The organism is Tractidigestivibacter montrealensis (genome assembly GCF_024741235.1).
In the GTDB taxonomy this organism is placed as follows: Bacteria; Actinomycetota; Coriobacteriia; order Coriobacteriales; family Atopobiaceae; genus Tractidigestivibacter; species Tractidigestivibacter montrealensis.
In genome coordinates this window covers 139,770-163,434 of record NZ_JANSKA010000001.1, presented here as the reverse complement: position 1 = coordinate 163,434, position 23,665 = coordinate 139,770, and the positions used below count along the sequence as shown (strand labels likewise).

Here is a 23,665-nt window from a genome sequence, read left to right as displayed (position 1 = left end):
GCTGTGCTACTTGGCAAGCTCCTCGAAAGAGTGGAAACGCTCGTCTGCCGCCGGCAGCTCCTGCGGCACGCAGGAGCCCGTGAATCCAAACGTGTAGACGCCGGCTGCCTGCGCCGATGCTACGCCGGAAGGTGAGTCCTCAAACGCCACGGCCTCCGCGGGGGTCGTGGCGAGCTTCTCGAGAGCGCGGGCGTAGGGCTCCGGGTTGGGCTTGTGGTGCTCGACGTCGTCCCCGCCAATCACGACGTCCACGAGGTCGGCAAGGCCAATGCGCCCGAGGACGGTCTCCACAAGTGCGTGCCGCGTGGTCGAGACAACGGCGATGCGTGCGCCGGCAGCGCGTAGACGGCGCATGACCTCCCGAGCGCCCGGCGAGGCCTTTATGGGTAGCTCTTGGTAGATGACGTCGCTTGGGCGGCGGTGCGCGAAGAACTCCTCGGCGCTTACCCCAAGGCCGTGTGCATGGAAGAGCGCTGGAATTGACTCCAAACCATCTGTGCCCGAGAGCGATGCCTTCTCGGCCTCCGTTGGCGTGATGCCGTAGTAGGCGTAGGCCTCCTCGTCCAGCTCGATGCCAAAACGCTCGGTGTCTGCGAGCGTGCCGTCAAAGTCGAAGAGCGCTGCCTTGATGTGCGCGGGCCCGAGCGGCTTGTCCATGCTTTCTCCCAGGTTTCGAGGGTGTGCGTGCCCATTGTAGTGTCAGTTGCCTTTGCGATGACACATCCTGCCTGCAGAGTGATGCAGAATGGAGCCGAGGATTTGTTTGCGACGTTAGGGGCGACATGGGCAAGAAGCATGGTGGCAAGGGCGGCAAGAAGGATGTTGTCTGCGGCTGCAAGCACGTTACCAGGGAAGACGTTGAGGCGGCGGTGGACGCCGGCGCAACGAGCATGGCAGACGTCAAGCGCATGACCGGCGCGACTACCAAGTGCGGCAAGTGCAAGGGTCGCGTGAAGGAGTGCCTTGAGCAGGCGCTTGAGACGAGGGCTGCTGTGGAGGCTGCGGCGCCGGCACCGTCGGAGCCCGTGCCTGCGACTGAGCCCGCCGTCGAGAATCCCCTCGTCATCCACGGAATCTACCGCCACTTCAAAGGCGACTCCTACCTCGTGGAGGACGTTGCACATGACTCTGAGACCGGCGAGGAGGTCGTGGTCTACCGCAAGCTCTACGGGGACGGTTCGCTCTGGGTGCGGCCGAAGGCGATGTTCCTCTCGCCCGTCGATCGCGAGAAGTACCCGGAGGCAACGCAGCGCTGGCGCTTCGAGCTTCAGCACGTAGAGAGCGTGGCCAGAAGGGCGTAGGAGTGCCGTGTTGGCGTGAACTGCCACCAACCGTAAAAGTATGCCAATCTCGGGTTGCTGTGCCCCCCGGCCGTACAAAACCCTCCGGCTGTGCTAACGCATCCTCGGAACGGAAGCCCAGCGTGTTTCACGGCTCAGCCTCCGACCTGGAACTCAGAACCCAGAGTAGAAACCATTCTGGGCGGGTTCCAACGCTTGGAACCTGCGGAGTCGATTATCACGTGCTGCAGGGGGTGGCTCCCGGCTCATTGGCGATCCAAACTCAAGTCTGCAAATCAGAATCTCCATAGGGCAGAATCGAGCCAGGCAACAGAGGGGGGGCGGGTTGGTGGCACGCGAGGACATGCTGGCGTTTCTCGGCGGCACGGGCGCGGGACTCTCGCCTGCGGCGCAGACGGACCTTGCGCGGGCGGGGCTTTTGCTGGACGAGAAGGACCTGCAAGCCCTTGACCAGCGGCGACGCGCGGCACTGGGCTCGCTGGAGCGCGTCGAGCTGGGCGGAGGCGTGCTCTCGGTGCTCGTCGAGGCATTTGCGGACTCTCCCTACCTTGAGCGGGGCCGTCTGGCCGAGCAGCTGGGGGAAATCCAGGATGCCTTCTACGAGCTGCGCGACCAGGTTCCCATGGGCGTGGCGGACGCGCGCGTGGCGGAGGCGCTGCGCGAGGCGTTCGACTCGGCGCAGGGAGATGTGGACGCGCTGTTCGGCCTTTCCGCCGCAGACGTCTGCGGGCCCGGGGAGCTGGGCGTGGAGGACGCGTGGGAGCATAGCCCGTGGCGCACGGAGGAGGACTGGTGAGCAGGGAGATTGCGGAGACCAATGGCGCTGATGTCAGCGGCGGTGACCTTGACCGCGCGCGCCGCGGGGCTGCGCAGGTTTTCTCCCGCCTGGTCTGGCTCTACACGGCGGGGGAGTCGACCTCGATTGCCGAGGGGGAGGCCGAGCTTCTGCTTGGCTCGATGGCGTATGTGCTGGGCGTGTACGGAAACTCAGTGTCTGCCAGGAAGTTGTTGAGCGAGGTCTCGATGGCGTCCACCACGGCGTCGTAGTAGCTGCCCGAGGTGTAGGCTCCTTCGCCACCCTCCTGGAGCACCAATGTGGAGCCATTCTCGTTAACGAGTCCAAGGTCGTTGACGTAGGCGGCGAACTTCTCGGCAAGGTCGCCCGAGAAGAGCTTTGTCCACGTGCCTTCCGCGCGGGTGCCGGTGGTTGCAAACTGACCCATCATCCACTCGTAGGCCTCGTTTGCGATGTCGAGTGAGGTGATGGGGCACCAGCACATGGAGCCGGTGACGGCGTCGCTTATCGCGCTGCCGGAGGCGTCCGTGAACAGTGCGCCAATGGACGAGAGGTACGGCGCGTAGAGGGCGGAGTCGCCGGTCGCGCCCATGAGGGCGCTCTGGGCGCCGCCGCCAGAGTGGCCAAACGTGAAGACGCGCTCGGCGCCGCCGGGGATGGCGGAGGCGTTGTAGCGCAGGTAGCGCACGGCGGCCTTGAGGTCGGTGACGCCCCAGGGCGCGCCGCCGGCGAAGCTCGTGCCGTCCGAGTTGGTGCCGTTGCTGCGACCTCGGCACCCGGGTTAGGCGTAGACGAGCCCGGCCTCTGGGTAGTCCGTGAGGCCGTCTGCGCTGTATTGGGTGGGCGCGGCTTGGGCCGAGTAGCCGGCCGTGTTCACGGGGATGACCACGGGAGCCGTCGCCGCGGTGAAGTTGCCCACAGCGGCGGATGAGTTTACCGTGCAGGTATAGGTGCCGTCACCGTTTGAGGTTGCCGAGAAGTACGCGCCGGGGACGTAGATGCCCATGGTCTCGTAGTCTGTGGCGGCTGGCGTCGCGCAGTACTGGACGCCGATCTGGTAGTAGATGTCGTTCGTCTCGTCGTAACTCCACGCGGCGGGGTCTATGGTGACGGAGGAGAGGTCCGCGGGGTTGGTGCCCAGGGCCTCCGACGTGGCGCTGGTTGCGGAAGCGCTTGTCTCGCTTGCCGTCGTATCCAAAGACGTGCCGGTGGAGCAGCCCGCGAGCGCAATGGCTCCGAGAGCGCCTCCCGAGCCGGCTATAAAGGACCTGCGCGTGATGGTGCTGGTAGTTGCGTTGCCGTGAGAGGTTGCCATGATGTCCCCCAATCTCGAACCGCGTCGCGCCAAGGTGTGAGCCGGCTGTGGCACGTTCTTCGTCTTGTGGGGTTAGCCTGCGGTTAGGGGGATTCTATCCAGCGGGTCGGCGCGCTTGCCTTGCTTTGGCACCCAACATAACAGAGGCACATGGCTCAAGATCCCTGAAAGACCGTTCTCTGGGTCCTTCGATAATCACGCCAGGTCGTGGGATACTGTACTAAGAGAGCCACTACGAGTCCGGAGGCAGCATGACTTCAGGGACAGGGCGAGTACCCATAGAGGATGTTTACGCACAGGTAGTGCAGTTCTCGCGTGAGTCAGGCGCCCAACGAGTGATTTTGTTCGGCTCGAGGGCTCGGGGGACTAATCGTCCGAAGAGTGACATAGACCTCGCCGTCGAAGGATGCTCCGACTTTGCGGGGCTGTGCGACCGGCTTCAAAATGAGCTGTGGTGTCTCTTGAAGTTGGACGTCGTCAATCTTGATGATGACCTCCCCGCAGATTTGCGTGGCGAGATCAGGCGGGATGGGAGGGTGCTGTATGAGAAGGTTTGATAACTATCACAATGTCCTTGCCGCGCTTGGACAGGCGCCCAGCTAGGACATTTCCAACCCCTTCGTTCAGGGCGGCATTATCGATAAGTTCTTCATTCAGTTTGAGCTTGGGTGGAAGCTCTTCAAGGCTCTTCTTGCGTACGAAGGCGATCCAGTCTCAGCTTCGGGGTCTCCTCGCGACATCATCAAGGCCGCCTATCAGTACTTTGATTTCATGGATGAGACGTTGTGGCTTGAGATGTTGAGAGATCGAAACAACACTGCGCATGTCTATGATGAGAGCAGCGCGTTGCTGCTGGTACATGCTGTGGTTGATGCGTATATCCCGGAATTCCAGCGCGTTGAGCAGGGCTTGATTGCTCGATATGGAGATGTGCTCACGAGTTCTGATACACGCTAGTCGCGCTGCCCCCTCGACGCATGGCGCGCCTTGGCGTAAGGTTGGCGCATGGAGAAGAGACTCACATACCAGGATTACGCCCGCTTTGCGCGGCTATGCTTGACGGAGCTAGCACGCCAGTGCGAGGCTGAGGCGTTTCGTGCCACCGGTCCGGGTGGTCAGGGCGTCAACACGACAGACTCTGCCGTGCGCATGCGCCACGTGCCCACCGGCATCACCGTTGTGAGCAGGGAATCTCGTAGCCAGCTCCAGAACCGCGAGTGCTGCCTGGAGAAGATCCACGCCGAGCTGCTGCGGCGTTCGCGCAGGCCAAAGAAGCGCCATGCGACTAAGCCCACGAGGGCGTCCGTGCGTCGCCGTCTTGACGAGAAAGGGCGTCGTGGGGCAGTGAAGCGTCTTCGGCGCCGACCCGGTATGGACGAGTAGGGTAGGGGACGCATCCCCATCTCGCTTTGACTGGCTCTGGGGGATGACTCGGGGCTGCCTTACTGCACAAAATCGGGCTATCGAACGGAGATTTCTATGTTGCTGCATGAAAACGCCCTATCGGACGGCGCTTCGAGCTCGCTGACATCAAGGTTCTAATTAAGTATTGACTAGAGTGCATATTATATTTGAAATATGCAAAATTATGGAACAGTAATTTGACATTTGATGACAAACGCAGATGGCAGCCGTCCGATAGAGCATTTTTATGCAGCGACTACGAGAAAGCCGTCCGATAGAGCGTTTTTGTGCACAAAGTCATTGAGATTGGGCCGGCGAGAGGCCTGCGAAGCCAGAGCTAGACCTCCGAGACTGCAAACGCCAGCCGCGCTACCCCTCCTCCTCCGCGAGGAAGTCGAGCAACCGAACAATGCGCAGGTCGGGGACTATCCACAGCAGAAACGCGATGACCAGCGCCACAAGCGCAAGGTGGGAGCTGGGCAAAACCAGGGCAATGACCAGTCCAACTACCTCAAGCCCTAGAGTGAGACGCTCTTTGAGCAGCGACCGCTTTTCCACCATCGCACGGCGCTCTGCCTCCCTCTCATTGGCAGGGTTGGGCGGGCAGGACTGGCTCAGGTCGCGGCGAATGACGCGCTCGAGGTTCATGTATGTGAGCGACACCAGCATGTTCACAACAACGTAGCAGGTGGTGGGCAGTGCCGCGAACCCGGTCTTCTGCATCCAGTCGGTGGCAAGGGGGAAGAACGAGAGCACAAAGAGGAATGCGAGGTTCGACCAGAGCATCCGCCCGCTCACGCGGTTCACAAGCTTGAGCAGGTGATGGTGGTTGTTCCAGTACGTCCCCACGCCAATGAAGCTCACTGCATATGCGGCAATCGCCGGAAGCAACCCCAGCAGGTCGGCCAGCCTGTCTCCCTCCGGCGCGGTTATGCCAAGCACCATGATGGTGATGATGATGGCAATCACGCCATCGCTGAACGCCTCCATGCGGCCCTTGTCCATGCGGCTCCTCTCGCTGCAGTTACTGCGGACTCAGGATAGCGCGAGAAGGACGCGCCCCGCGGCGACGTTTCTGGAACTCTCGGTGCTACCCTAGAGACCTATCCAGAGAGGGGATGCCATGACAGGAAGCGAGACCCACGGAGGGGTCGTCGACGCAATTCTCCAGCGCTACGAGGGCCTTTCGGATGCCGAGAAGGCAGTTGCGGACTTCATCCTCAACCACAAGGGGACCGTCTCGTCGCTTTCGGCGGTAGAGATAGCCCGTCTGTCGGGCATCTCCAACACAACCGTCTCGCGCTTCGTCCGCTCGCTGGGTTACGCAAGCTTCGCGGACATGCGCTACGCCCTCGCGCGCGAGGAGACCGCGAGCAAGGAGCGCTCGTTTGACGACTCACGCGGCATTGGCCTTGCCGACGTCCAGGGCTCGCTCGACTACGTGCTCGAGACGAAGGTCGAGGAGCTGAGAAGCACGTTTGCCGCGCTGAGCGAGGAAAGCGTCACCAAGGCCGTGGGCATCCTCTCCTCTGCTCGCATTGCCATGTTTGTTGGCGTGGGCAGCTCCCTGCCCATCGCGCAGAGCGCTGCCATCAAGTTCTCGCAGGCAGGCGTCAACGCCATCTCTCCCTCCACGAGCGACGGCGCCATGATCACCGCATCGCTCATGCAGCCGGAGGATTGCCTGGTAGTGATTTCCAACTCCGGCCGCTCGGACCGTCTGCGCAAGGTCATGAACAACGCAATCGACCGCGGCGTCTCAACCATCGTGATCACGCGCAACGAGGAATCGCCCCTCGCCGAGCGCGCGGACGTTGTCCTTAAGGTGGTCTCGCGCGACCACCTGCTCGTGAACGACTTCGACTTCTCCCACAACTCGATCAACTACGTGCTGGAATCGCTCCTGCTGCTCCTTTTCCACAGCTCGCGCGACGCCAACGAGTACAACCTCGAGCTCTTCAACCGCACCATTGCAAGCGAGAAGGAAGGCTAGCGAGAAGGAAGGCCAGCGAGCGAGAGCGCCGACAGGCAGCAACGCTGACGAGCAGCAACGCCGGCGAGAAAAGCCGGCCACGTGGGATTTCCCTCACCATCGGGCGGCGCTTCCCACAGGGGAACCCCGCCCATTTCCATGCAACGGAGATAACGCCAATCGGTGAGACATTGCGCTCACAGACGCTCGCGGTACCACTGACGGAAAATCATTTTCAGAAAATCTAGCAAATATGGCATGCTTTTTTACGAAAACGGCATGAGTGCCGCAGAGACTGGCCGCATGGATGGGCCGCGCAAGCGGCGGATGGCTTGCGGCCGGCAATCACGCAGTTGGAGGGAGCAATCGGATGGGGATAGAACAGAAGCAGGTCACGCGCCGCGGTGCTGTTGCCCTTGCGCTGTCTGCCGGCCTCGGGCTGACGGGCGCACATGGCGTCGCTGATTCCTGGAGAGGGACCATCGACTCTGCGCTGGGTACGACGAGTACCGAGCAGACTGCAGACGACAAGTTCACGCCGAGCATCGCTTCGACGGACGACCTCGTGAAGGCCCACGAGGACCTTGGCCGTCGCGTTGGTCAGGAGGGCACCGTCCTCATGAAGAACGAGGGCCAGGCCCTGCCGCTTGCCAAGGGGGCCAAGGTCACGCTCCTGGGCATGGGCTCGATGTATCCCTTCCTGGGTGGCAAGATGGGCTCTTCGATCACCACGGAGGACGCCGTCGACCTTGTCTCGGCGCTTGAGCAGGGCGGCTTCGATATCAACCCAACCATGACCAGCATCTACGAGACCCTGGGCGCCGTTGAGGACACCACGGCGGTAAACCCCACGCCCTGGATGCAGTCGGTTGCCTACAAGTATCGTCCTGCCGGGTTCGCGACCCCGTACGTGCCCAACGAGCCCTCCTTTGACACCTATGTGAGCGAGGGCGGGGCGAGCGAGGACTTTGCCAGCAGCTTCGCCGAGTACGGTGACGCGGCAATCGTGGTGATCTCTCGTCCCGGCTCCGAGGGCAGCGACTACTACCCCGGTGCTGCCGGCATCGACGCCGAGACATACGGGACAAAGAACCCGCTGGGCATCTGCACCAACGAGCGCGCGCTCATCCAGCTTGCCGAGGAGAACTTCGACAAGGTCATCGTGATGGTCAACAGCGGCTCGACCATGGAGCTTGGCGACCTCAAGGATGACCCCAAGATCGCGGCGATCCTGAACATCGGCTTCCCGGGCGCCTACGGTACGCTGGGAATCGCGGATATCCTCAACGGCACCGTGAGCCCCTCTGGCTGCCTGGCGGACACGTATGCGGTGGACACCGCCATGGCGCCCAGCTCCCAGAACTTTGGCTCGATCAAGGTCGCCGATACGAGCATGGTCACCTGGCCAGACTCCCTCATGGGTGCCATGGGCACCGACATCGCGGGCGGTTTCCTCGGCGGCGAGAACAGCACCGCCTCGGCCTACTACGTCATTGAGGCGGAGGGCATCTACACGGGCTACAAGTACTACGAGACCCGCTACTACGACTCCGTCACGGGTTCCGGCAACGCAACCGGAGCGGCCGGCGCCTCCAACGGCGCGTCGTCGTGGAACTACGACGACGAGGTCGTCTACCCGTTTGGCTACGGCCTCTCCTACACCACCTTCCAGCAGACGCTCGACGACGTCCAGATTAACGCGGACGAGAAGACCGTCACCGCTAAGGTCACCGTCACCAACACCGGCTCCGTTGCCGGCAAGCACGTGGCCCAGCTCTACGTCTCTGTCCCTTACACCGACTACGACAAGAAGGCTGGCGTCGAGAAGTCCGCCATCCAGCTGATTGGCGTTGCCAAGACCGACGATCTCAAGCCTGGCGACGACCAGCAGCTCACCATCACCGCCGACCTCTACGACATGGCAAGCTGGGACTCCTCCGCCAAGGGCGGCAAGGGCGGCTGGATCCTCGATGGCGGCGACTACTGCTTCGTGCTTGCTGAGGATGCCCACGATGCCGTGAACAACGTCCTGGCGGCGCAGGGCAACGGGGCCACGGGAGACGCCTCCCTGGTGAGCATCAAGCCCATCGGCTCCGAGGGCACGGTCGATGAGTCGACGCTCGCCAAGTCCAAGAACGGCACCGAGATTGAGAACCAGCTCGCAGATGCCGACGTGAACTACTACCAGCCCGGCTACGCAACACCTCTCTCGAGAAGCGACTGGAACGGCACCTTCCCGCGCACCTACGACGACCTCACCATTGGCGGAGGCAAACAGGAGGAATGGGTCAGGAACCTCTGCTGCGAGGAGTACCAGATTACGAAGAACGGCGAGGTCGCGGACGTCAACGGCGCACCCGCTGGCCTCACGCTCTCCAGCCTTGCGGGCGACGACAACATCGACGACGCCCAGTGGGATAAGCTCGTCGACGAGATCCCCGTGGACACGCTCTTCGCGAAGATCATCAAGGGCGGCAGCCAGTCCGACGTTATCCCCGAGATCGAGAACCCCGTGGTCTACCAGAACGACGGCCCCAACGGCTTTGGCACCACGCTCGCCGGCCGCGGCCTGCACGCCGACGACGTCAACGCCAACTACGTGCTCAACACCATGGCTAACGAGACGACCATCGCTAGCACCTTCAGCGAGGACATCGCCAAGAGCTGGGGCGAGCTTCTCGGCAATGACGGCCTCTGGAGCGGCAACTACCTCCTGTGGGGTGCTGCGGCGAACCTGCACCGCTGCCCCTACAACGGCCGTAACTTCGAGTACTACTCCGAGGATCCGGTGCTCTCGAGCCTCATGTCCGCGCGTACGGTCGAGGGCGCGCTCGAGTACGGCATCATCATCGGCCCCAAGCACTTTGCCTTCAACGACCAGGAGACCAAGCGCGCCGGCGTTGCCCCGTACATGACCGAGCAGAAGGCCCGCGAGGGCGAGCTCCGCGCTTTCCGCGCCTCCTTCGAGGACGCTGGCGCCCTCGGCATCATGACCGCCTTCGGCAGGGTCGGCGCAACTCCCGTCAACGGCTCCTGGGGGCTTCTCCGCAACATCTTGCGAGGCGAGTGGGGATTCAAGGGCCTCATGTCGACCGACATGGTGAACAACCCCGGCTATTTCCGCCCGGAGACGTGCATCTACGGCGGCGTCACGATGATGGCCGACTTCTCGACCGACGAGACCCTCACCGATGTCCAGGAGAGCTGGCCGTACATGACCCACGACCTCATCGCCAGCGACGCGACGCTCGTCGAGTATGCCCGCCAGAACATGAAGTACCAGCTCTACGCATTTGCCCAGAGCGCTGCGCAGAACATCAAGACCGTGCGAGTGACGCCCTGGTGGGAGATGGCGCTCAACGGCGCCACGGTGGCCGGCTACGGACTTGCCGCAGTGTTTGGTGCGCTCTACGTCCGCGATGCCGTCAAGGGTGCGCATGACGCCACGGAAGCCAAGGAGGAGAAGTAATGGGATCTGCCAAGAAGTCCATGGGGGCAGCCGGCGTCTTCTACGCCATTGTCTGCCTGCTGAGCATCGTGACGTTCGTGCTCTACGTGATGAACGCGACCCGCGCGTACTACGTCGACCTCAATCCGGTCATCGCTGCCCTGCTCGTTGTTGCCATTGCGGCGGAGGTCATCGTCCTTGCCCTTGGCCGTGGCAAGGAGGGCTATGCCCTGGCCATTGTCTCTGACGTGCTGCGCGTTGCCGTGCCCTGCTGCCTTGCGGTTGCCGGCGTGATGTTCATCTCCGCCCGCGTCGAGTCCCTGGCGCAGGTCCTTGGCTCGAACCTCGAGCTGGGTAACGTCGAGGCGCACGAGGCGGCCACCCAGGCCGTTGCGGTTATCGTCATCTCGCTGGTGACCTGGCTCTTCTCCGTGATTGCCGCCTTCCTGGGCCACGGCAAGAGCGCAAAGTAGCCAGACCTTGGCCGGCGGGCGCACGTCGGCGAGAATTGACCGTACTGGGCGGGCAGGGGATGCGTCCCGTGCCCGCCTTTCTTTGAAGTGGGGGATTGCATGCTGAAGCTACGGCGTTTTGCCTGCGAGGGCCTTGAGACCGGTTGCGTGACAGACGAGGCACGCCCTCGCTTCTCCTTTGCCTTCGAGAGCGACCGGCAGGGCGCGAGCCTGCGGGAGGTCGTGCTTGAGGTCAACGGCTGGACATGGCGAGGCACAGACCAGGTGGCGGTGCGCTACGATGGCGCGCCCCTCTCGCCATGCACTGTCTACCAGGCACGTATTTGTGCAACGGATGACGCCGGCGAGTCCGCCGAGGGAACGCTTAAGTTTGAGACGGGGCTTCTCGGAGGCCCGTGGGAGGCAGAGTGGATCAGCGACGCCGCTTACCACTTTGGCGAGAAAGGCGTGGCGCCTGTGCCCATGGTCTTCAGGCATAGCTTCACGCTTGGCGGCGAGGTGCGTCGCGCTCGCGTCTATGCCACGGCCTTGGGCATCTACGACATCTCGCTCAATGGCCAGCGGATGGAGGAGCGCTACTTTGCGCCCGGCTTCACCTCGTACGGCTCGACGCTGCAGTACCAGACCTATGACGTGACGGACCAGCTTGGCTCCTCAAACGAGCTGGTAGTGACCGTTGCCGGCGGCTGGGCTGTGGGGCCCTTCTCCTACACGCGCAAGAATAGGGTCACCGCAGACAGGCAAGCCCTACTCCTTGAGGTGCGCGTGGAGTATGCGGATGGCACAACGCAGACCCTGGGTACTGGCGAGGACTGGCAGGTCACCGAGGATGGACCCTGCCGCATGGCCTGCTTCTACGATGGCGAGACGTACGATGCCCGTGTGAGCCTGGGCAACGTCACCTGGCGCCCTGCTGTGCGCGAGGCCCTGCGCGTGAGCCCCGTGCTTGTCGCCGAGGATGGCGCCCCCGTGCGCGCCCATGAGGTCATGCGCCCCGTGAACTGCACAAAGGTGGGCGACGAGCTGGTCTATGACTTTGGGCAGAACTTTGCCGGCGTCGTGGACCTTGCGGTTGACGGGCACGAGGGCCAAACCATCACGGTGCGCCATGCAGAGATCTTGAAGCCAGACGGCACGCTCAACACTGACTTCCTGCGCACGGCCAAGGCAACCCTCACCTACGTGTGCCGAGAAGGGCGCCAGGAGTTCTCGCCGCACCTCACCTACATGGGATTTCGCTACGTTGCGGTGAGTGGCGTCGACGAGGGAGACATCAAGATTTGCGCCCACGCGCTCTACTCGGACCTTCGCACCACCGGCGAGTTTGGCTGCTCTGATGAGTGCCTCAACCGCCTGCAGCAAAACATCGTGTGGAGCTCAAAGTCTAACCTCATGGACATCCCCACCGACTGCCCGCAGCGAGACGAGCGTATGGGCTGGACGGGTGACATTGCCGTCTTTGCCCCAACTGCCTGCTACAACTTTGATATGGGCCGCTTCCTGCGCAAATGGCTGCGCGACCTGCGCTCCGAGCAGTACCGCACGGGCGGCATTCCCGTAACGGTGCCGGCACAGGGCTTTGGCTTTCCCACAACCATACCGCCCATGGCGGTGGACTTCTGGGGAGACGCCTGCGTCCTGGTGCCGTGGGCGCTCTACCAGGCCGAAGGCGACGTTGAGGTTCTCCGCGAGAACTTCGACACCATGAAGCGTTACGTTGACGCCTGTCGCTTCTGGGCGGGATTTGGCGTTGGCGACCATCGCTACATCTGGCACACGCCGGCCGTGCTTCACTTTGGCGACTGGGTTGCTCCCGACGTGCCCAAGATGGGCCAGTGGCAGGCTCGCAGCAAGTGGACGGCAACGGCAAGCCTCCAGCACACAAGCGCTCTCGTGGCCCGCATTGCAAAGATCCTTGACGAGAAGGACGCTGCCGAGAAGTACGGCAGCCTGAGCAAGTGCGTCTCCAGGGCGTACCGCAACGTTTTCACCGACGGTCATGGCAGGCTCAAGCAGGAGTTCCAGACTGCCTATGTCCTCCCCATCCAGTTTGGCATGCTCGAGGGAGACGAGCTTCACGCGGCAGTGGAGCGTCTGTCTCAGCTGGTTGAGCAGGGCGGCTACCGCATTGGGACGGGTTTTCCTGGCACGCCGTACATCCTCTTTGCCCTTGCGGATAACGGCGAGAAGGATGCTGCTTACCGGATGCTCGAGTGCACGTCCTGCCCCTCGTGGCTCTACGAGGTGGTGCATGGTGCAACGACCATCTGGGAGCGTTGGGATGGCCTGGACGAGAACGGCAACTGCCCCATCGGCGACGACGGCACGGACATCATGATCTCGTACAACCACTACGCAAGCGGCGCAGTGGGAGACTTTCTCTACCGTCGCGTGGCAGGCCTAGAGCCTCTTGAGCCGGGGTATCACAGGTCACGCGTGCAGCCGCTTGTTGGGGGAGACCTGCGCTCTGCCCACGGCGCGGTTGAGACGCCCTACGGCCGGCTGGCAAGTAGTTGGAAGCTTGATGGCACGTCCTTCTCACTAGAGGTCGTGGTGCCCCTGGGTACCATCTGCGAGGTCGTGCTGCCCGACGGGAGCACGCACGAGGTAGGGTGCGGCTCGTACTCGTTTGCATGCGAAGTGGAAGGTGCATGATGAGGAGCCTTTCGTTCAACGAGGGATGGCAGTTCAGGCGCATTGCCCTTGACGGCGAGAAGGATGCGCCGTTCAAGGCGGTTGCGCTTCCCCACGACGCGATGATTGGCGAGACGCGTAGTCCCCAGGCTGTCTCGGCCCAGAACAGCGGCTGGTTTGAGGGGCGCGACTACGAGTACGTCAAGACCTGGACCCCGTCCGAGGAGCTTGAAGGCAAGTCCCTTCTCCTCGAGTTCGAGGGCGTCTACCACCTTGCCCAGGTGTGGATTGACGGCAAGCTTGTTGCCGAGCGGCCGTACGGCTACACGAACTTCTACGTTGACCTTGCTGGGCTCGTGGAGCCTGGAAGGCCCTGCGAGCTGCGCGTTGTTGCAAAGAACTCCGACCAGCCAAACAGCCGCTGGTACTCCGGGGCCGGAATCTATCGTCCCGTCACGCTGTGGGTGGGGGAGCCGGTTCACCTGCTGCCAAGCGGCATTGCCGCACGGACGCTCTCTCTGGACGGCAGCAGCGCCCGCGTCGAGGTTTCGCTTGAGGCAAGCGGTTCCGGGCTGGCAACGGTCGAGCTGCTCCCCGAGGGTTCCCAGGAGCCAGTGGCAACCGGTCACGTTGAGCTGGGCGCAGACGGCTCTGGGTCGGCGGTGCTCGAGGTGCCGCAGCCCCGCACCTGGTCGCCGGACCATCCGGACCTCTACCTTTGCCGCGTTGACCTTGCGGCAGGGGGCGATGCCGTCGACCACGGCGAGACGCTCTTTGGCATCCGCACCCTCGAGTGGGGTGATGACGGGCTTCTTCTCAACGGCGACCGCATCGTGCTTCGCGGCGCCTGCATCCACCACGACAATGGCGTGCTGGGTGCCTGCGCCTTTGCCGACGCGGAGTGGCGCAAGGTCCTGCTCATGCGCGAGCAGGGCTACAACGCCGTACGCTCTGCCCATAACCCCTGCTCGAAGGCATTGCTCGACGCCTGCGATCACCTGGGCGTGCTGGTCATGGACGAGTACGTGGACCATTGGTACATCCACAAGACGCTCCACGACTACGTTGAGTACTTCGATGCGTGGTGGCGCCGCGACCTTGCCGACATGGTCGAGAAGGACCGCAACCATCCCAGCGTCGTGCTCTACTCGATTGGCAACGAGGTTGCCGAGACTGCCCAGGAGCGCGGCGTTCTTCTCACCCGCCAGATGGTCGAGCACCTGCATTCCCTGGATCCCACGCGACCCGTTACCTGCGGCGTCAACATCTTCTTTAACCTGCTGAGCTCGCTCGGGCTGGGACAGTACTCAGACGAGAAGGCGCGTCGCGAGGCCGAGCAGGCGGCGCATCAGGGCGCCTCGCCACACCGCGCGGTAGGAAGCGAGTTCTACAACAGGCTGGCCGGGCTTCTCGGCGCGGGATTCATGAAGAAGGGCGCTGCGCTGCCCGCATGCGACCGCGTCACGCGGGATGCCTTTGCGCAGATGGACATCGCGGGCTACAACTACGGCATCGACCGCTACAGGCATGACCTTCGCGTGTACCAGCATCGGCTTATCCTGGGGAGCGAGACTTTCTGCTCCGATGCGCAACGCTTTGCCGAGCTGGCTGAGAAGGAGCCGCGGCTTATTGGCGACTTTGTCTGGGCTGGCATGGACTACCTGGGCGAGACTGGCGTTGGCGCCTGGGAGTACAAGGACTACGCCCCGCGCGAGAGCGGGTTTGGATGGCTTACGGCGGGATCCGGGCGTGTGGACCTTACGGGCAAGCCGTTGGGCGAGGCCCTCTACACGCGCGTTGCGCTTGCCGGGGAGGCAGGCCCTTACCTGGCCGTTTGCCCCGTTAACCACACTGGGGAGCGGCATTCGCCGAGCGCCTGGAAGATGTCGAATGCCATCGAGTCGTGGAGCTGGGACGGCTGCGAGGGGAGAGCTGCCAACGTCGAGGTATACGCGCGTGCGCACGCGGTGGCGCTGCTCCTTAACGGGCGCGAGGTGGGGCGGAGGCTCCTCAAGGGTTCTTGCGTGGCTCGCATGTCCTGCCGCTACGAGCCGGGGACGCTTGAGGCCGTTGCCTATGACGAGGACGGTCGCGAGCTGGGCAGGCGCTCGCTGAGGAGCGCAGACGATTCAACGGAGCTTCGTACCGAGGTGGAGTATGCCGGCGTGCCGGGCGGGTTTGTGCGGCGCGACGTCTGGCATGATGGTGCGCCTGAGGAGGCCGCGGGTGTTGGCGCCGGCAGGCTGGCATTTGTGCGCGTGCGTTATACCGGGGCGAATGGCGAGACCCGGCCACTAACGAGGGGCGTGCTCACGGCTTCGGTTGAAGGTGGCGATCTTCTCGGCTTTGGGTGTGCCTCGCCCTTTAACGAGGGAAGCTTTGTTACGGGGGAGACCCAGACCTACTTTGGCGAGGCGCTTGCGGTGGTGCGCCCGGCCCCGGGGTCGGGCTGCGTGCGCCTCTCCGTTACTGATGGCACGCTTTCGGCGTCGTTGGAGCTGCCTGTCGTGTAATTTGCGGGCGAGGCCATCTTGTTGCTGGGGCTGCCGGGCCGTTTTCGGACAGATTGCACACCTTGGAGTGTCCATTCTGTCGGAAATATGCCCGGCAGCCCCACTTGCTTGCTCGCACTGCGGGCTCTTTGCGCGCGACCTCCCCTTGGTGCAAGAAATCCCCTCCGGCAATCGCTCACCGGAGGGGACGGGGAAGGGAGGGGCTTGTTCAGGTGGCAGATGGGCGGCTTGGCTGCCGCCTGCGGGGCCTACGCGCGCTCTGCCTCGGGCGCCGCGCCCTCGTTGCGCTCCTTGAGGGCTGCCTGCTCTGCCGGGAGGTTCTTCTCGACCGTGAAGAACAGGAGCAGAACTCCGCAGATGGCAAAGGCAACGGTTTCCACCCAGATGTAGCAGCCGGCGATTGCCGTCTGCGCCGCGGCGGTCTGTGCCGCAACGCCCAGCGCGACGTCGGCGGCCTGGTCGTAGCCAACGCCAGCAAGGATACCCGAGAAGATCGCGTTGCAGATGGGCGTGGCGGCCACGGCAATGCAGCTGTAGATCGACATGGTGAGGCCGTCGGTGCGGATGTGGTTCTTGTACTCGATGTGGTCGATTACGTCGGCGAGCATGGCAAGGATCATGTAGCCAAGCGGCGCGGACCCAAGGCACTTGATGGCAACGCCTGCGGCGACGGGCACAATGCTGCTCCCACCAAGCCCGGCGATGATGCCGCCAATCACGCCCACGATCATGCCCACGATGCACACGCGCTGCTTGCCAAACTTGTTGCACAGCGGGATCACAAAGAGGATGGCCGCCGCCATGGGAAGCGCGCCCATAATGCTGAGCAGCGACTGCGACGCTCCCCAGGCCTCCGCAGTGCCAAAGTAGCTGTTGTCTAGGACCCACTTGCAGAAGTACACCATTGAGCCGTTCTTGAAGGCGCCGCTGAACTGGTAGAGCAGGTAGGCAACAATGATGATCCACCACATGGGCTCGTGTGCGACAGAGGACAGCTGGCGCGCGAGGGACGGCGCTTCCTTCTGCTCGCCCTCGGTCTGCGAGGCGCTTACCTCCTCGGTAATGCGCTCGCGCGTGAAGCGAAACTGCAGGTAGACGGTAATGAGGGTGAAGAGGGCAATGGCACCCATCGCAAGAAGCCAGAGGTTCTGGTCCTCCTTCAGGAAGAACGAGACCAGGATGGGGAAGACCATGGTGCCGGCGCCCATGACGCCAAAGCCAGCGATGTTGGTGAAGGAGGCCATGGTCCCGCGCTTCTCGGTATCGCGCGTTGAGACGGCGACAAGGGTCGAGTTGGCGGTGTTGTAGATGGGGTAGGCCACCGAGTAGTACAGGTTGAAGGCGATGGCGATCCACACCATGCGCGCCATGCCCTCAAACGGCACAAAGAACATGAGGACTGTGGACACAGCAAGCGTGAGGGCCGAGAGCAGAATCCACGGGCGGGCCTTGCCGGCAAGGCAGTGCGTGCGCTCGATGAGCTGGCCCACCATGAGGTTTGCAATGACGATAAGAACCGTCGAGACAAGCTGCAGCGCCGTGAGGAACGAGAGATCAAGGCGCAAGACGTCTGTGAAGTAGTTCTGCAGCTGGCTTGTGAAGATGCCAGAGGCGAGAAGTCCGCCAAAGGGGCCAAGGAAGTAGCCAAAGATCACCTCGGGCGGCGTGACGCGGTCACGCTTTGCAAGCGAGCTGGTAAATGGGCTTTCCCAGAGCCCCTTGCTCTTCTGCGGAGCTGTTGCTTTCTCGGTCATGTGATCCCCCTGTCAGGCTGCGGTCCTGAGGTCCAACAATGATGACGAATTCGACAGATACTTGTTATGGGATATGTTAACAAGATTCTAGGTAAACGTGAAAACGATTTGCAGACGGTCGGGTTCTCGCGGTGACAGGTTTTCTGGAGAGGAGCCTCATGCCGATTAGAAAACAATTACCAACGTTTAGCGAAATTTTGGGATGAATTACCAAATTCCTGCTTGGAAGCCGGGAACAGGCAGGTATTGTAGACGCCAACAGGGGGCTAGACCAACATTCAGGGAGGCACCATGGCTTCGCGCCATCTTGCAATAGACATCGGAGCGTCGAGCGGCCGCGCCATCGTGGGCGAGCTGGACGAGCAGGGCCGCCTGCGCCTCACCGAGGTCCATCGCTTCGAGAACGGCCTCCTCCGCCGCAATGGCCATCTGTGCTGGGACATCGACGCCCTGTGGGAGAGCGTCCTTCACGGTCTCACTGCCGCGCACGAGCAGGGCCTCACACCCACCACGGTAGGTATCGACACCTGGGGCGTGGACTTTGTCCTGCTCGATGCCCAGGACCGTCGCCTTGGCGATGCCGTGGGCTACCGTGACGCGCGCACCCAGGGCGTTCGCGAGGAACTCGAGCGCACGGGCGCCCTTACCTTCCAGGAGCACTACGCGCGCACGGGCATACAGTACCAGCCGTTCAACACGGCCTACCAGCTCTGCGCCCTCAAGCGCGAGCACCTCGAGCAGCTTGCCGCCGCCCACGCCTTCCTCATGGTGCCCGACTACCTCAACTTCCTGCTCTGTGGCGAGAAGGCCAACGAGTACACCAACGCGTCCACAACCGCGCTGGTGGGGGCCACGTCGCGCGACTGGGACCGCGAGCTTCTCGGCCGCCTGGGCCTTCCTGCAGACATCTTCCTGCCCGTCCGCATGCCGGGCTGCTCGCTGGGCCACCTGCGTCCCGATGTCGCGCGCCGCGTGGGCTTTGACGCCGAGGTGGTGCTTCCCGCCACGCACGACACCGGCTCGGCCTTCCTGGCCGTTCCCACGCGAGATGACCATGCGGCCTTTCTCAGCTCCGGCACCTGGAGCCTTCTGGGCACGGAGCTTGCAGCGCCCGTGACCACACCCTCAAGCGCGGCCGCAAACTTCACAAACGAGGGTGGCTACCAGGCACGATACCGCTACCTCAAGAACATCATGGGCCTCTGGATGATCCAGTGCGTGCGGCACGAGTCCGCGCGCCCGGACGGCACCCTTCCTAGCTGGGGCGAGCTTGTCTCTGCCGCCGAATTCGCCCACAGGCAGGGCTTCCGCGCGCTTGTGGACGCGGAGGACACGCGCTTCCTCTCGCCGCGCTCGATGGTGGCCGAGGTCCGCGCCGCATGCTCGGACGCCGGCCAGCCTGTGCCCGCCACGACGGGCGAGGTTGCGTGCGTGGTCTACGATTCCCTGGCCGCAGACTACGCGCGCACCGTGCACCAGATGGAAGGGCTTACCGATACCTCGTTTACCAGCGTGAACATTGTTGGCGGGGGCTCCGCTAATGCCTACCTCAACCAGGCCACGGCCAACGCCTGCAACCTTCCGGTCTATGCCGGTCCCACCGAGGGCACGGCTCTTGGCAACCTCATCGTGCAGATGATCCACGCGGGCGAGCTTGAGGACCTCGCGTCCGCCCGCGCGGCCATAGCAAGCAGCTTTGACATCAAGGAGGTACTACCCCATGAGTGACGCAGGTATCACCGCCTACGAGGCGGCACGCGCGCGCTATGCAGCCTACGGCATTGACACCGAGGCCATTCTCGCACGCCTGGCGGCAAAGCCAATCTCCATGCACTGCTGGCAGGGCGATGACGTGCAGGGCTTTGACCAGGGCGATAACCCCGCCTCGGGCGGCATCATGACCACGGGCAACTATCCAGGCCGCGCCCGCAACTTCGAGGAGCTCACGGCGGACTTCGCCTACGCCGCAAGCCTCATCCCCGGCGCCAAGCGCGTGAACCTGCACGCAAGCTACGCGGTCTTCTCGGACGAGAACCCCTGGCACGACCGCGACCAGCTCACCTACGAAGACTACCGTCCCTGGGTCGAGTGGGCGCGCGAGCAGGGCTTTGGCATCGACTTCAACCCCACGTTCTTCTCGCACCCGCGCGTGAACCACGGCCTTACGGTGAGCTCCCCGGATGCGGAGACCCGCGAGTTCTGGATCCGCCATGGCATCTGCTGCCGCCAGATTGCCGAGAGGATCGGCGAGGAGCTAGACGACGAGGTCCTTCTCAACTTCTGGATCCCCGACGGCCTGAAGGATACCCCAACCGACCGCTATGGCCTGCGCAAGAACCTGGTGGATGCGCTTGACCGCATCTATGCCGAGCCCGCGCCGCACGTGGTGGACGCCTTCGAGCAGAAGGTCTTTGGCCTGGGCGTCGAGGGCTTCACGGTGGGCGACCAGGAGCTCTACGAGGGCTGGGCTGCGCGCCACGGCGGGAGCGCCTGCGTGCTTCTCGACACCGGCCACTTCAACCCCATGGAGAACGTGGCAGACAAGCTCTCCGCGCTGGCGCTCTTCTTTGACCACCTGCCGCTACACGTGACGCGCCCCATGCACTGGGACTCGGACCACGTGACCCTCTTCAACGACGACCTGCGCGAGCTTGCCGGCGAGATCGTGCGCGTGCCGGGTGCTTGGGAGAAGTCGATGATTGGCATGGACTTCTTCGACGCAGCCATCAACCGTATTGGCGCGTGGGCGTGCGGCATGCGTTCCATGGAGAAGGCCCTGCTCTTCCAGCTGCTCCAGCCCACGGACCAGCTCAAGGAGCTGCAGAACACGTTCCAGGACTCGCGCAAGATGCTGGTGCTCGAGCAGTTCAAGTGCATGCCCTTTGGCGACGTGTGGGACGAGTACTGCCGCCGCGAGGGCGTGCCGCTCGAGGGCGAGCTGTGGGACAAGGTCAAGTCGTACGAGGACGACGTTCTAAGCACTCGCGCATAAGCGCAGGCGAGAAGGGAAGCAACACTCATGGCAATGGTTGATCTGGACTTTGTGCAGGGCTTTGTTCGCATGTGCAACGACGGCTGGCTGCAGGGCTGGCACGAGCGCAACGGCGGGAACCTTACGTACCGTCTGAGCGAGAGGGACGTGGAGGCCGCGCGTCCGTTCTTTGGCGAGCCGCGCGAGTGGCACGAGATCGGCGTTGCCCTGCCAAACCTGGCGGGGGAGTACTTTGTGGCGACGGGCTCGGGCAAGTACCTGAGAAACGTGGCGCTTGACCCCGAGGCAAACATTGGCATCTGCGAGTTGGACGAGAAGGGCGAGCGCTGGCGCGTGGTATGGGGCCTTTCTGGCAGCGTCCCCACGAGCGAGTTCCCCACGCACCTCATGAACCACAGCGTGCGCAAGCGCGTGACCGACGGCGCCAACCGCGTGATCTACCACTGCCACGCCACCAACGTGATTGCGCTCACCTACGTGCTGCCGCTCACCGACCGCGACTTTACGCGCGCGCTCTGGCAGAGCGCCACGGAGTGCCCGGTGGTCTTCCCCGAGGGCGTGGGAGTGGTGCCGTGGATGGTCCCCGGTGGCGTTGACATTGCGCGTGCCACGAGCAAGAAGATGGAGACCTACCAGGCCGCAATCTGGGCCATGCACGGGCTCTTCGTGAGCGGACCGGACTTCGACACCGCGTTTGGGCTTGCGCATACCATCGAGAAGAGCGCTGACGTCTACGTGCGCGTTCTCTCCTGCGGCGGCGTGAGGCAGACCATCACCGATGACGACCTGCGCGCCATTGCGCACGACTTTGGCGTGACGCTCAACCCGGCGATGCTCTAGGGTCGTGGGCGCCCGGGGGTGCGGGCGGAGAGCCAGGCGGTGGCCTAGTCGATTGGCATCGAGACGACGATGAGCCTGGTGTCCCCCTCCGTGCTGGAGCTGACCGACCCACGGTGCGCGTCGACCACGCGCCTGGCAAGGCGGTCCAACTCGCGGCGCGTGACGCGTCTCTCGTCCTCGCTCTGCTCCGCCTCGTAGCCCTGCGCCGAAATCGTGACCATGTCCCCGCGTCGCCTCACGATGAACGAGATGTCGCGCTGCGAGGGGTCTCCAACGTGCCGAACCTGGTCGATCACAAGGTCAAGCACCCCGCCGACCAGCACGTATATCTCGGCCGGTCTCAGGAACGCCAGCGCCTCGCCATCCGCGATGGGCGAGAGGCTCATCCCGTTCGACTCGCAGACGAGGCTCTTCTCGGTGAGCACGGTGTCCAGCGCCTCGTTTCCCGTGCGGATGATGGCGTCGTAGTGGTTGACCTCGCTCACCATCTGGACGAGCAGGTCATTCACCTGGGGGTTGTCGAGCGCGCCCATCTGGCGGGCGTCCTCGGTGGTGCTGCGGACAATGTCGTGCATGCGCCGGTTGACGGCCTCGATGGAGAGCCTGCTCTCCTCGTACTGCCGGCTCCGCTCCTCGAGGATGTGCCGGTCGACCGTCGCCTCGGTCTCCAGGCGGGACCCAACCAGCGAGCGGTACTCAAAGCCGAGGAGAAAGGCGCAAAAGGCCAGGTGGACGCAGCGAAGCGCAAGGATGGTCGAGGGCGCAAGCCCTTGGGACTCAAGCTGCTTGAGCAGGACGTCCAGCCCGATCACCGCAAGGATGCACATCCCAAAGGCGGGGAGCATGCGCCCGTCTGCCACAAGCTCGAGGCGACTCCTGCGCACTTTTCGAACAAACAGCAGGTAGAAGCCAATGTACGTGACGAGAAGAACCAGGTCGTCGGGAATCGCGGCGAGCGATTCGATCTGCGTCAGCCGCGCCGTGCCTCGGAGGACCCCCTGAACGCCGGTGGCGAACCCCTGTGCGGTGTAGCCGGCAGAGGAGCAGAAGAAGGCAGTCCAGACAGACGTCGAGAAGACCGCCCACACCGAAGCCGCCGAGAGCAAAAGGAGCGAGGCAAAGGTGAGGAGGTAGCCTGCAACGTCAACCGTCCCGTCTCCCCAGGACGCAATGAGGTGCAGGGCGACGGGCGAGAGAAGCGCGGCTACGACAAGTACGCGCAGGGGGAGGGGAACCTTGCGCGTTGGCAGTGCGTCTGCCAGAAGGAAGACGGGGATCTCGATTTGCAGCAGAAGCCAGAGCGGCCCGATCACGCCTGCTGCCCCTGCCGCCCCGGTCATACCGCTCATCTGGCCCCTCCCAGGGTGCCAAAGAACGCGTTGACCTTCTCGACCACAGACGTGCGCATGGTGCGGCCTACTGCGAAGGTGGTCCCGTCGAGAAGCACGACCTCCGATGACCTGTACCGCTTGATCTGCACCATGTTGACGATGGTCCCCTTCGAGACGCGCACGAACTGCATCGCGGGCAACCTCTCCTCCACCGAGGCGAGCGTTCCCCGCTCGACCGCCGTCTGCCCGTCGGTTAGATGGAACTGCAGGTCATGGCCGTGCGAGTCGATGTAGGCAATCTCCGAGACCCTCACCACGGTGATGCCGCCCTGGGTCTTGAGCACCAGCGAGCGCGAGGCGTTTCTCTCCATCACGCGAAGCGCCTTGTCCATGCGCATGCAGAACGCCCCGTAGCTCACGGGCTTCACCATGAAGTCCAGCGCGTCGACCTCGTAGCCGCGAACTGCGAATTGGGCGAGGTTGGTTACAAAGATGATGGGGGTGGTGGCATCGAAGGTTCGCATGAGCGTCGCCGCCTCCATGCCGTCAAGGCCGGGCATCTCGATGTCCATGAGGATGAGGTCGGCCTTCTCGGAAAGCTCCACCAGCGAGCGGGCGGAGTCCCGCCAGGTAACGGCAAGCTCCACGTCATGCTCGCGCGAGTAGCGCCTCACATGGGCGAGAAGCGACTGCGCGGCAGCCGGCGAGTCCTCAAGAAGCAGCACCTGATACACCAAAGCCCCCCTTCACGTGCGACAAACCCGATGGTACACGAGCCGAGAGTGGCTGCCTGCCCTTCTCGACAAGTGGCCGCTGGCGAGTAACGCCGTGTCGTTCGAAGCCAAAAGGCTACTGGTCGCGACGTGGTCGAGACGTGCCGTCCCACGCGAGG

At 63.4% G+C, this 23,665-nt stretch carries 20 protein-coding genes; 13 read left to right on the top strand and 7 right to left on the bottom strand.

Features of this window, described 5'->3' with window-relative positions:
• Nucleotides 1–6: 6 nt before the first annotated feature.
• Complete coding sequence (locus NVS32_RS00665; protein ID WP_258498313.1) at nt 7–657, bottom strand: HAD family hydrolase; 651 nt, start codon at nt 655–657, stop codon at nt 7–9.
• 125 nt (nt 658–782) lie between these two features.
• Here NVS32_RS00665 and NVS32_RS00660 point away from each other — a divergent pair, with 125 nt between their 5' ends.
• Together NVS32_RS00660 and NVS32_RS00655 are read left to right on the top strand one after the other, a co-directional pair.
• Complete coding sequence (locus NVS32_RS00660; RefSeq protein WP_258498312.1) at nt 783–1,301, top strand: DUF1653 domain-containing protein; 519 nt, start codon at nt 783–785, stop codon at nt 1,299–1,301.
• A 328-nt stretch (nt 1,302–1,629) separates the two neighbouring features.
• Nucleotides 1,630–2,097: a DUF6323 family protein gene (locus NVS32_RS00655; protein WP_258498311.1), complete on the top strand. Its 468-nt coding sequence runs from the start codon at nt 1,630–1,632 to the stop codon at nt 2,095–2,097.
• Between the two features lie 100 nt (nt 2,098–2,197).
• Here the strand turns inward: NVS32_RS00655 and NVS32_RS00650 are convergent, their stop codons facing one another.
• The gene (locus NVS32_RS00650; RefSeq protein ID WP_258498310.1) at nt 2,198–2,785 is read right to left on the bottom strand and encodes a hypothetical protein; all 588 of its coding nucleotides are present in this window, start codon (nt 2,783–2,785) and stop codon (nt 2,198–2,200) included.
• Nucleotides 2,786–2,878: 93 nt separating this feature from the next.
• Complete coding sequence (locus NVS32_RS00645) at nt 2,879–3,412, bottom strand: hypothetical protein (protein WP_258498309.1); 534 nt, start codon at nt 3,410–3,412, stop codon at nt 2,879–2,881.
• 251 nt (nt 3,413–3,663) lie between these two features.
• Here NVS32_RS00645 and NVS32_RS00640 point away from each other — a divergent pair, with 251 nt between their 5' ends.
• The 3 genes from NVS32_RS00640 to NVS32_RS00635 are packed head-to-tail and all read left to right on the top strand — an operon-like array spanning nt 3,664 to nt 4,795.
• Entirely contained in the window at nt 3,664–3,969 is a 306-nt protein-coding gene (locus NVS32_RS00640) for a nucleotidyltransferase family protein (protein WP_258498308.1), read from the top strand.
• Nucleotides 3,970–4,018: 49 nt separating this feature from the next.
• Complete coding sequence (locus NVS32_RS10965; protein WP_368407207.1) at nt 4,019–4,369, top strand: HI0074 family nucleotidyltransferase substrate-binding subunit; 351 nt, start codon at nt 4,019–4,021, stop codon at nt 4,367–4,369.
• A 48-nt stretch (nt 4,370–4,417) separates the two neighbouring features.
• Nucleotides 4,418–4,795 carry a peptide chain release factor-like protein gene (locus NVS32_RS00635; RefSeq protein ID WP_258498307.1) on the top strand — a complete coding sequence of 126 codons (378 nt, stop codon included), beginning with the start codon at nt 4,418–4,420 and terminating at the stop codon, nt 4,793–4,795.
• A 390-nt stretch (nt 4,796–5,185) separates the two neighbouring features.
• Here NVS32_RS00635 and NVS32_RS00630 read toward each other — a convergent pair whose 3' ends face one another.
• Nucleotides 5,186–5,821: a TMEM175 family protein gene (locus tag NVS32_RS00630; protein WP_258498306.1), complete on the bottom strand. Its 636-nt coding sequence runs from the start codon at nt 5,819–5,821 to the stop codon at nt 5,186–5,188.
• Between the two features lie 118 nt (nt 5,822–5,939).
• On the opposite strand from NVS32_RS00630, the gene NVS32_RS00625 reads away from it, so the two are divergent.
• From NVS32_RS00625 to NVS32_RS00605, 5 genes are all read left to right on the top strand, one after another.
• Complete coding sequence (locus tag NVS32_RS00625) at nt 5,940–6,809, top strand: MurR/RpiR family transcriptional regulator (RefSeq protein WP_258498305.1); 870 nt, start codon at nt 5,940–5,942, stop codon at nt 6,807–6,809.
• Between the two features lie 349 nt (nt 6,810–7,158).
• Entirely contained in the window at nt 7,159–10,257 is a 3,099-nt protein-coding gene (locus NVS32_RS00620) for a glycoside hydrolase family 3 C-terminal domain-containing protein (protein ID WP_258498304.1), read from the top strand.
• On the top strand, nt 10,257–10,709 hold the full coding sequence (locus NVS32_RS00615; protein ID WP_258498302.1) for a hypothetical protein: 453 nt from the start codon (nt 10,257–10,259) through the stop codon (nt 10,707–10,709). The genes NVS32_RS00620 and NVS32_RS00615 overlap by 1 nt, the downstream gene beginning before the upstream one ends.
• A 99-nt stretch (nt 10,710–10,808) precedes the next feature.
• On the top strand, nt 10,809–13,364 hold the full coding sequence (locus NVS32_RS00610; protein ID WP_258498301.1) for an alpha-L-rhamnosidase: 2,556 nt from the start codon (nt 10,809–10,811) through the stop codon (nt 13,362–13,364).
• Complete coding sequence (locus tag NVS32_RS00605) at nt 13,361–15,856, top strand: glycoside hydrolase family 2 TIM barrel-domain containing protein (RefSeq protein WP_258498300.1); 2,496 nt, start codon at nt 13,361–13,363, stop codon at nt 15,854–15,856. Before NVS32_RS00610 ends, NVS32_RS00605 begins: the two co-directional genes overlap by 4 nt.
• 248 nt (nt 15,857–16,104) lie before the next feature.
• Here the strand turns inward: NVS32_RS00605 and NVS32_RS00600 are convergent, their stop codons facing one another.
• Nucleotides 16,105–17,610: an MFS transporter gene (locus NVS32_RS00600; RefSeq protein ID WP_258498299.1), complete on the bottom strand. Its 1,506-nt coding sequence runs from the start codon at nt 17,608–17,610 to the stop codon at nt 16,105–16,107.
• A gap of 291 nt (nt 17,611–17,901) precedes the next feature.
• Between NVS32_RS00600 and rhaB the strand changes: the two genes are divergently transcribed.
• Genes rhaB through rhaD form a run of 3 tightly spaced genes read left to right on the top strand, consistent with a single transcriptional unit; the run spans nt 17,902 to nt 21,442 of the window.
• On the top strand, nt 17,902–19,338 hold the full coding sequence (gene rhaB / locus NVS32_RS00595; RefSeq protein ID WP_258498298.1) for a rhamnulokinase: 1,437 nt from the start codon (nt 17,902–17,904) through the stop codon (nt 19,336–19,338).
• A complete protein-coding gene (locus NVS32_RS00590) occupies nt 19,331–20,602 on the top strand; it encodes an L-rhamnose isomerase (protein ID WP_258498297.1) in 1,272 nt (423 codons plus the stop codon). Before rhaB ends, NVS32_RS00590 begins: the two co-directional genes overlap by 8 nt.
• A 27-nt stretch (nt 20,603–20,629) precedes the next feature.
• Nucleotides 20,630–21,442: a rhamnulose-1-phosphate aldolase gene (rhaD, locus tag NVS32_RS00585; RefSeq protein WP_258498296.1), complete on the top strand. Its 813-nt coding sequence runs from the start codon at nt 20,630–20,632 to the stop codon at nt 21,440–21,442.
• A gap of 44 nt (nt 21,443–21,486) precedes the next feature.
• On the opposite strand, the gene NVS32_RS00580 is transcribed toward rhaD, so the two are convergent.
• Both NVS32_RS00580 and NVS32_RS00575 read right to left on the bottom strand, forming a co-directional pair.
• The gene (locus NVS32_RS00580) at nt 21,487–22,791 is read right to left on the bottom strand and encodes an ATP-binding protein (protein WP_258498295.1); all 1,305 of its coding nucleotides are present in this window, start codon (nt 22,789–22,791) and stop codon (nt 21,487–21,489) included.
• A complete protein-coding gene (locus NVS32_RS00575; RefSeq protein WP_258498294.1) occupies nt 22,788–23,507 on the bottom strand; it encodes a LytR/AlgR family response regulator transcription factor in 720 nt (239 codons plus the stop codon). Before NVS32_RS00575 ends, NVS32_RS00580 begins: the two co-directional genes overlap by 4 nt.
• Between the last annotated feature and the right edge of the window lie 158 nt (nt 23,508–23,665).

Coding starts and splice junctions, on each gene's coding strand:
- NVS32_RS00665 (WP_258498313.1), bottom strand. CDS start 657: ATGGACAAGCCGCTCGGGCCCGCGCACATCAAGGCAGCGCTCTTCGAC.
- NVS32_RS00660 (WP_258498312.1), top strand. CDS start 783: ATGGGCAAGAAGCATGGTGGCAAGGGCGGCAAGAAGGATGTTGTCTGC.
- NVS32_RS00645 (WP_258498309.1), bottom strand. CDS start 3,412: ATGGCAACCTCTCACGGCAACGCAACTACCAGCACCATCACGCGCAGG.
- NVS32_RS00640 (WP_258498308.1), top strand. CDS start 3,664: ATGACTTCAGGGACAGGGCGAGTACCCATAGAGGATGTTTACGCACAG.
- NVS32_RS00635 (WP_258498307.1), top strand. CDS start 4,418: ATGGAGAAGAGACTCACATACCAGGATTACGCCCGCTTTGCGCGGCTA.
- NVS32_RS00630 (WP_258498306.1), bottom strand. CDS start 5,821: ATGGACAAGGGCCGCATGGAGGCGTTCAGCGATGGCGTGATTGCCATC.
- NVS32_RS00625 (WP_258498305.1), top strand. CDS start 5,940: ATGACAGGAAGCGAGACCCACGGAGGGGTCGTCGACGCAATTCTCCAG.
- NVS32_RS00620 (WP_258498304.1), top strand. CDS start 7,159: ATGGGGATAGAACAGAAGCAGGTCACGCGCCGCGGTGCTGTTGCCCTT.
- NVS32_RS00615 (WP_258498302.1), top strand. CDS start 10,257: ATGGGATCTGCCAAGAAGTCCATGGGGGCAGCCGGCGTCTTCTACGCC.
- NVS32_RS00610 (WP_258498301.1), top strand. CDS start 10,809: ATGCTGAAGCTACGGCGTTTTGCCTGCGAGGGCCTTGAGACCGGTTGC.
- NVS32_RS00605 (WP_258498300.1), top strand. CDS start 13,361: ATGATGAGGAGCCTTTCGTTCAACGAGGGATGGCAGTTCAGGCGCATT.
- NVS32_RS00600 (WP_258498299.1), bottom strand. CDS start 17,610: ATGACCGAGAAAGCAACAGCTCCGCAGAAGAGCAAGGGGCTCTGGGAA.
- rhaB (WP_258498298.1), top strand. CDS start 17,902: ATGGCTTCGCGCCATCTTGCAATAGACATCGGAGCGTCGAGCGGCCGC.
- NVS32_RS00590 (WP_258498297.1), top strand. CDS start 19,331: ATGAGTGACGCAGGTATCACCGCCTACGAGGCGGCACGCGCGCGCTAT.
- rhaD (WP_258498296.1), top strand. CDS start 20,630: ATGGCAATGGTTGATCTGGACTTTGTGCAGGGCTTTGTTCGCATGTGC.
- NVS32_RS00580 (WP_258498295.1), bottom strand. CDS start 22,791: ATGAGCGGTATGACCGGGGCGGCAGGGGCAGCAGGCGTGATCGGGCCG.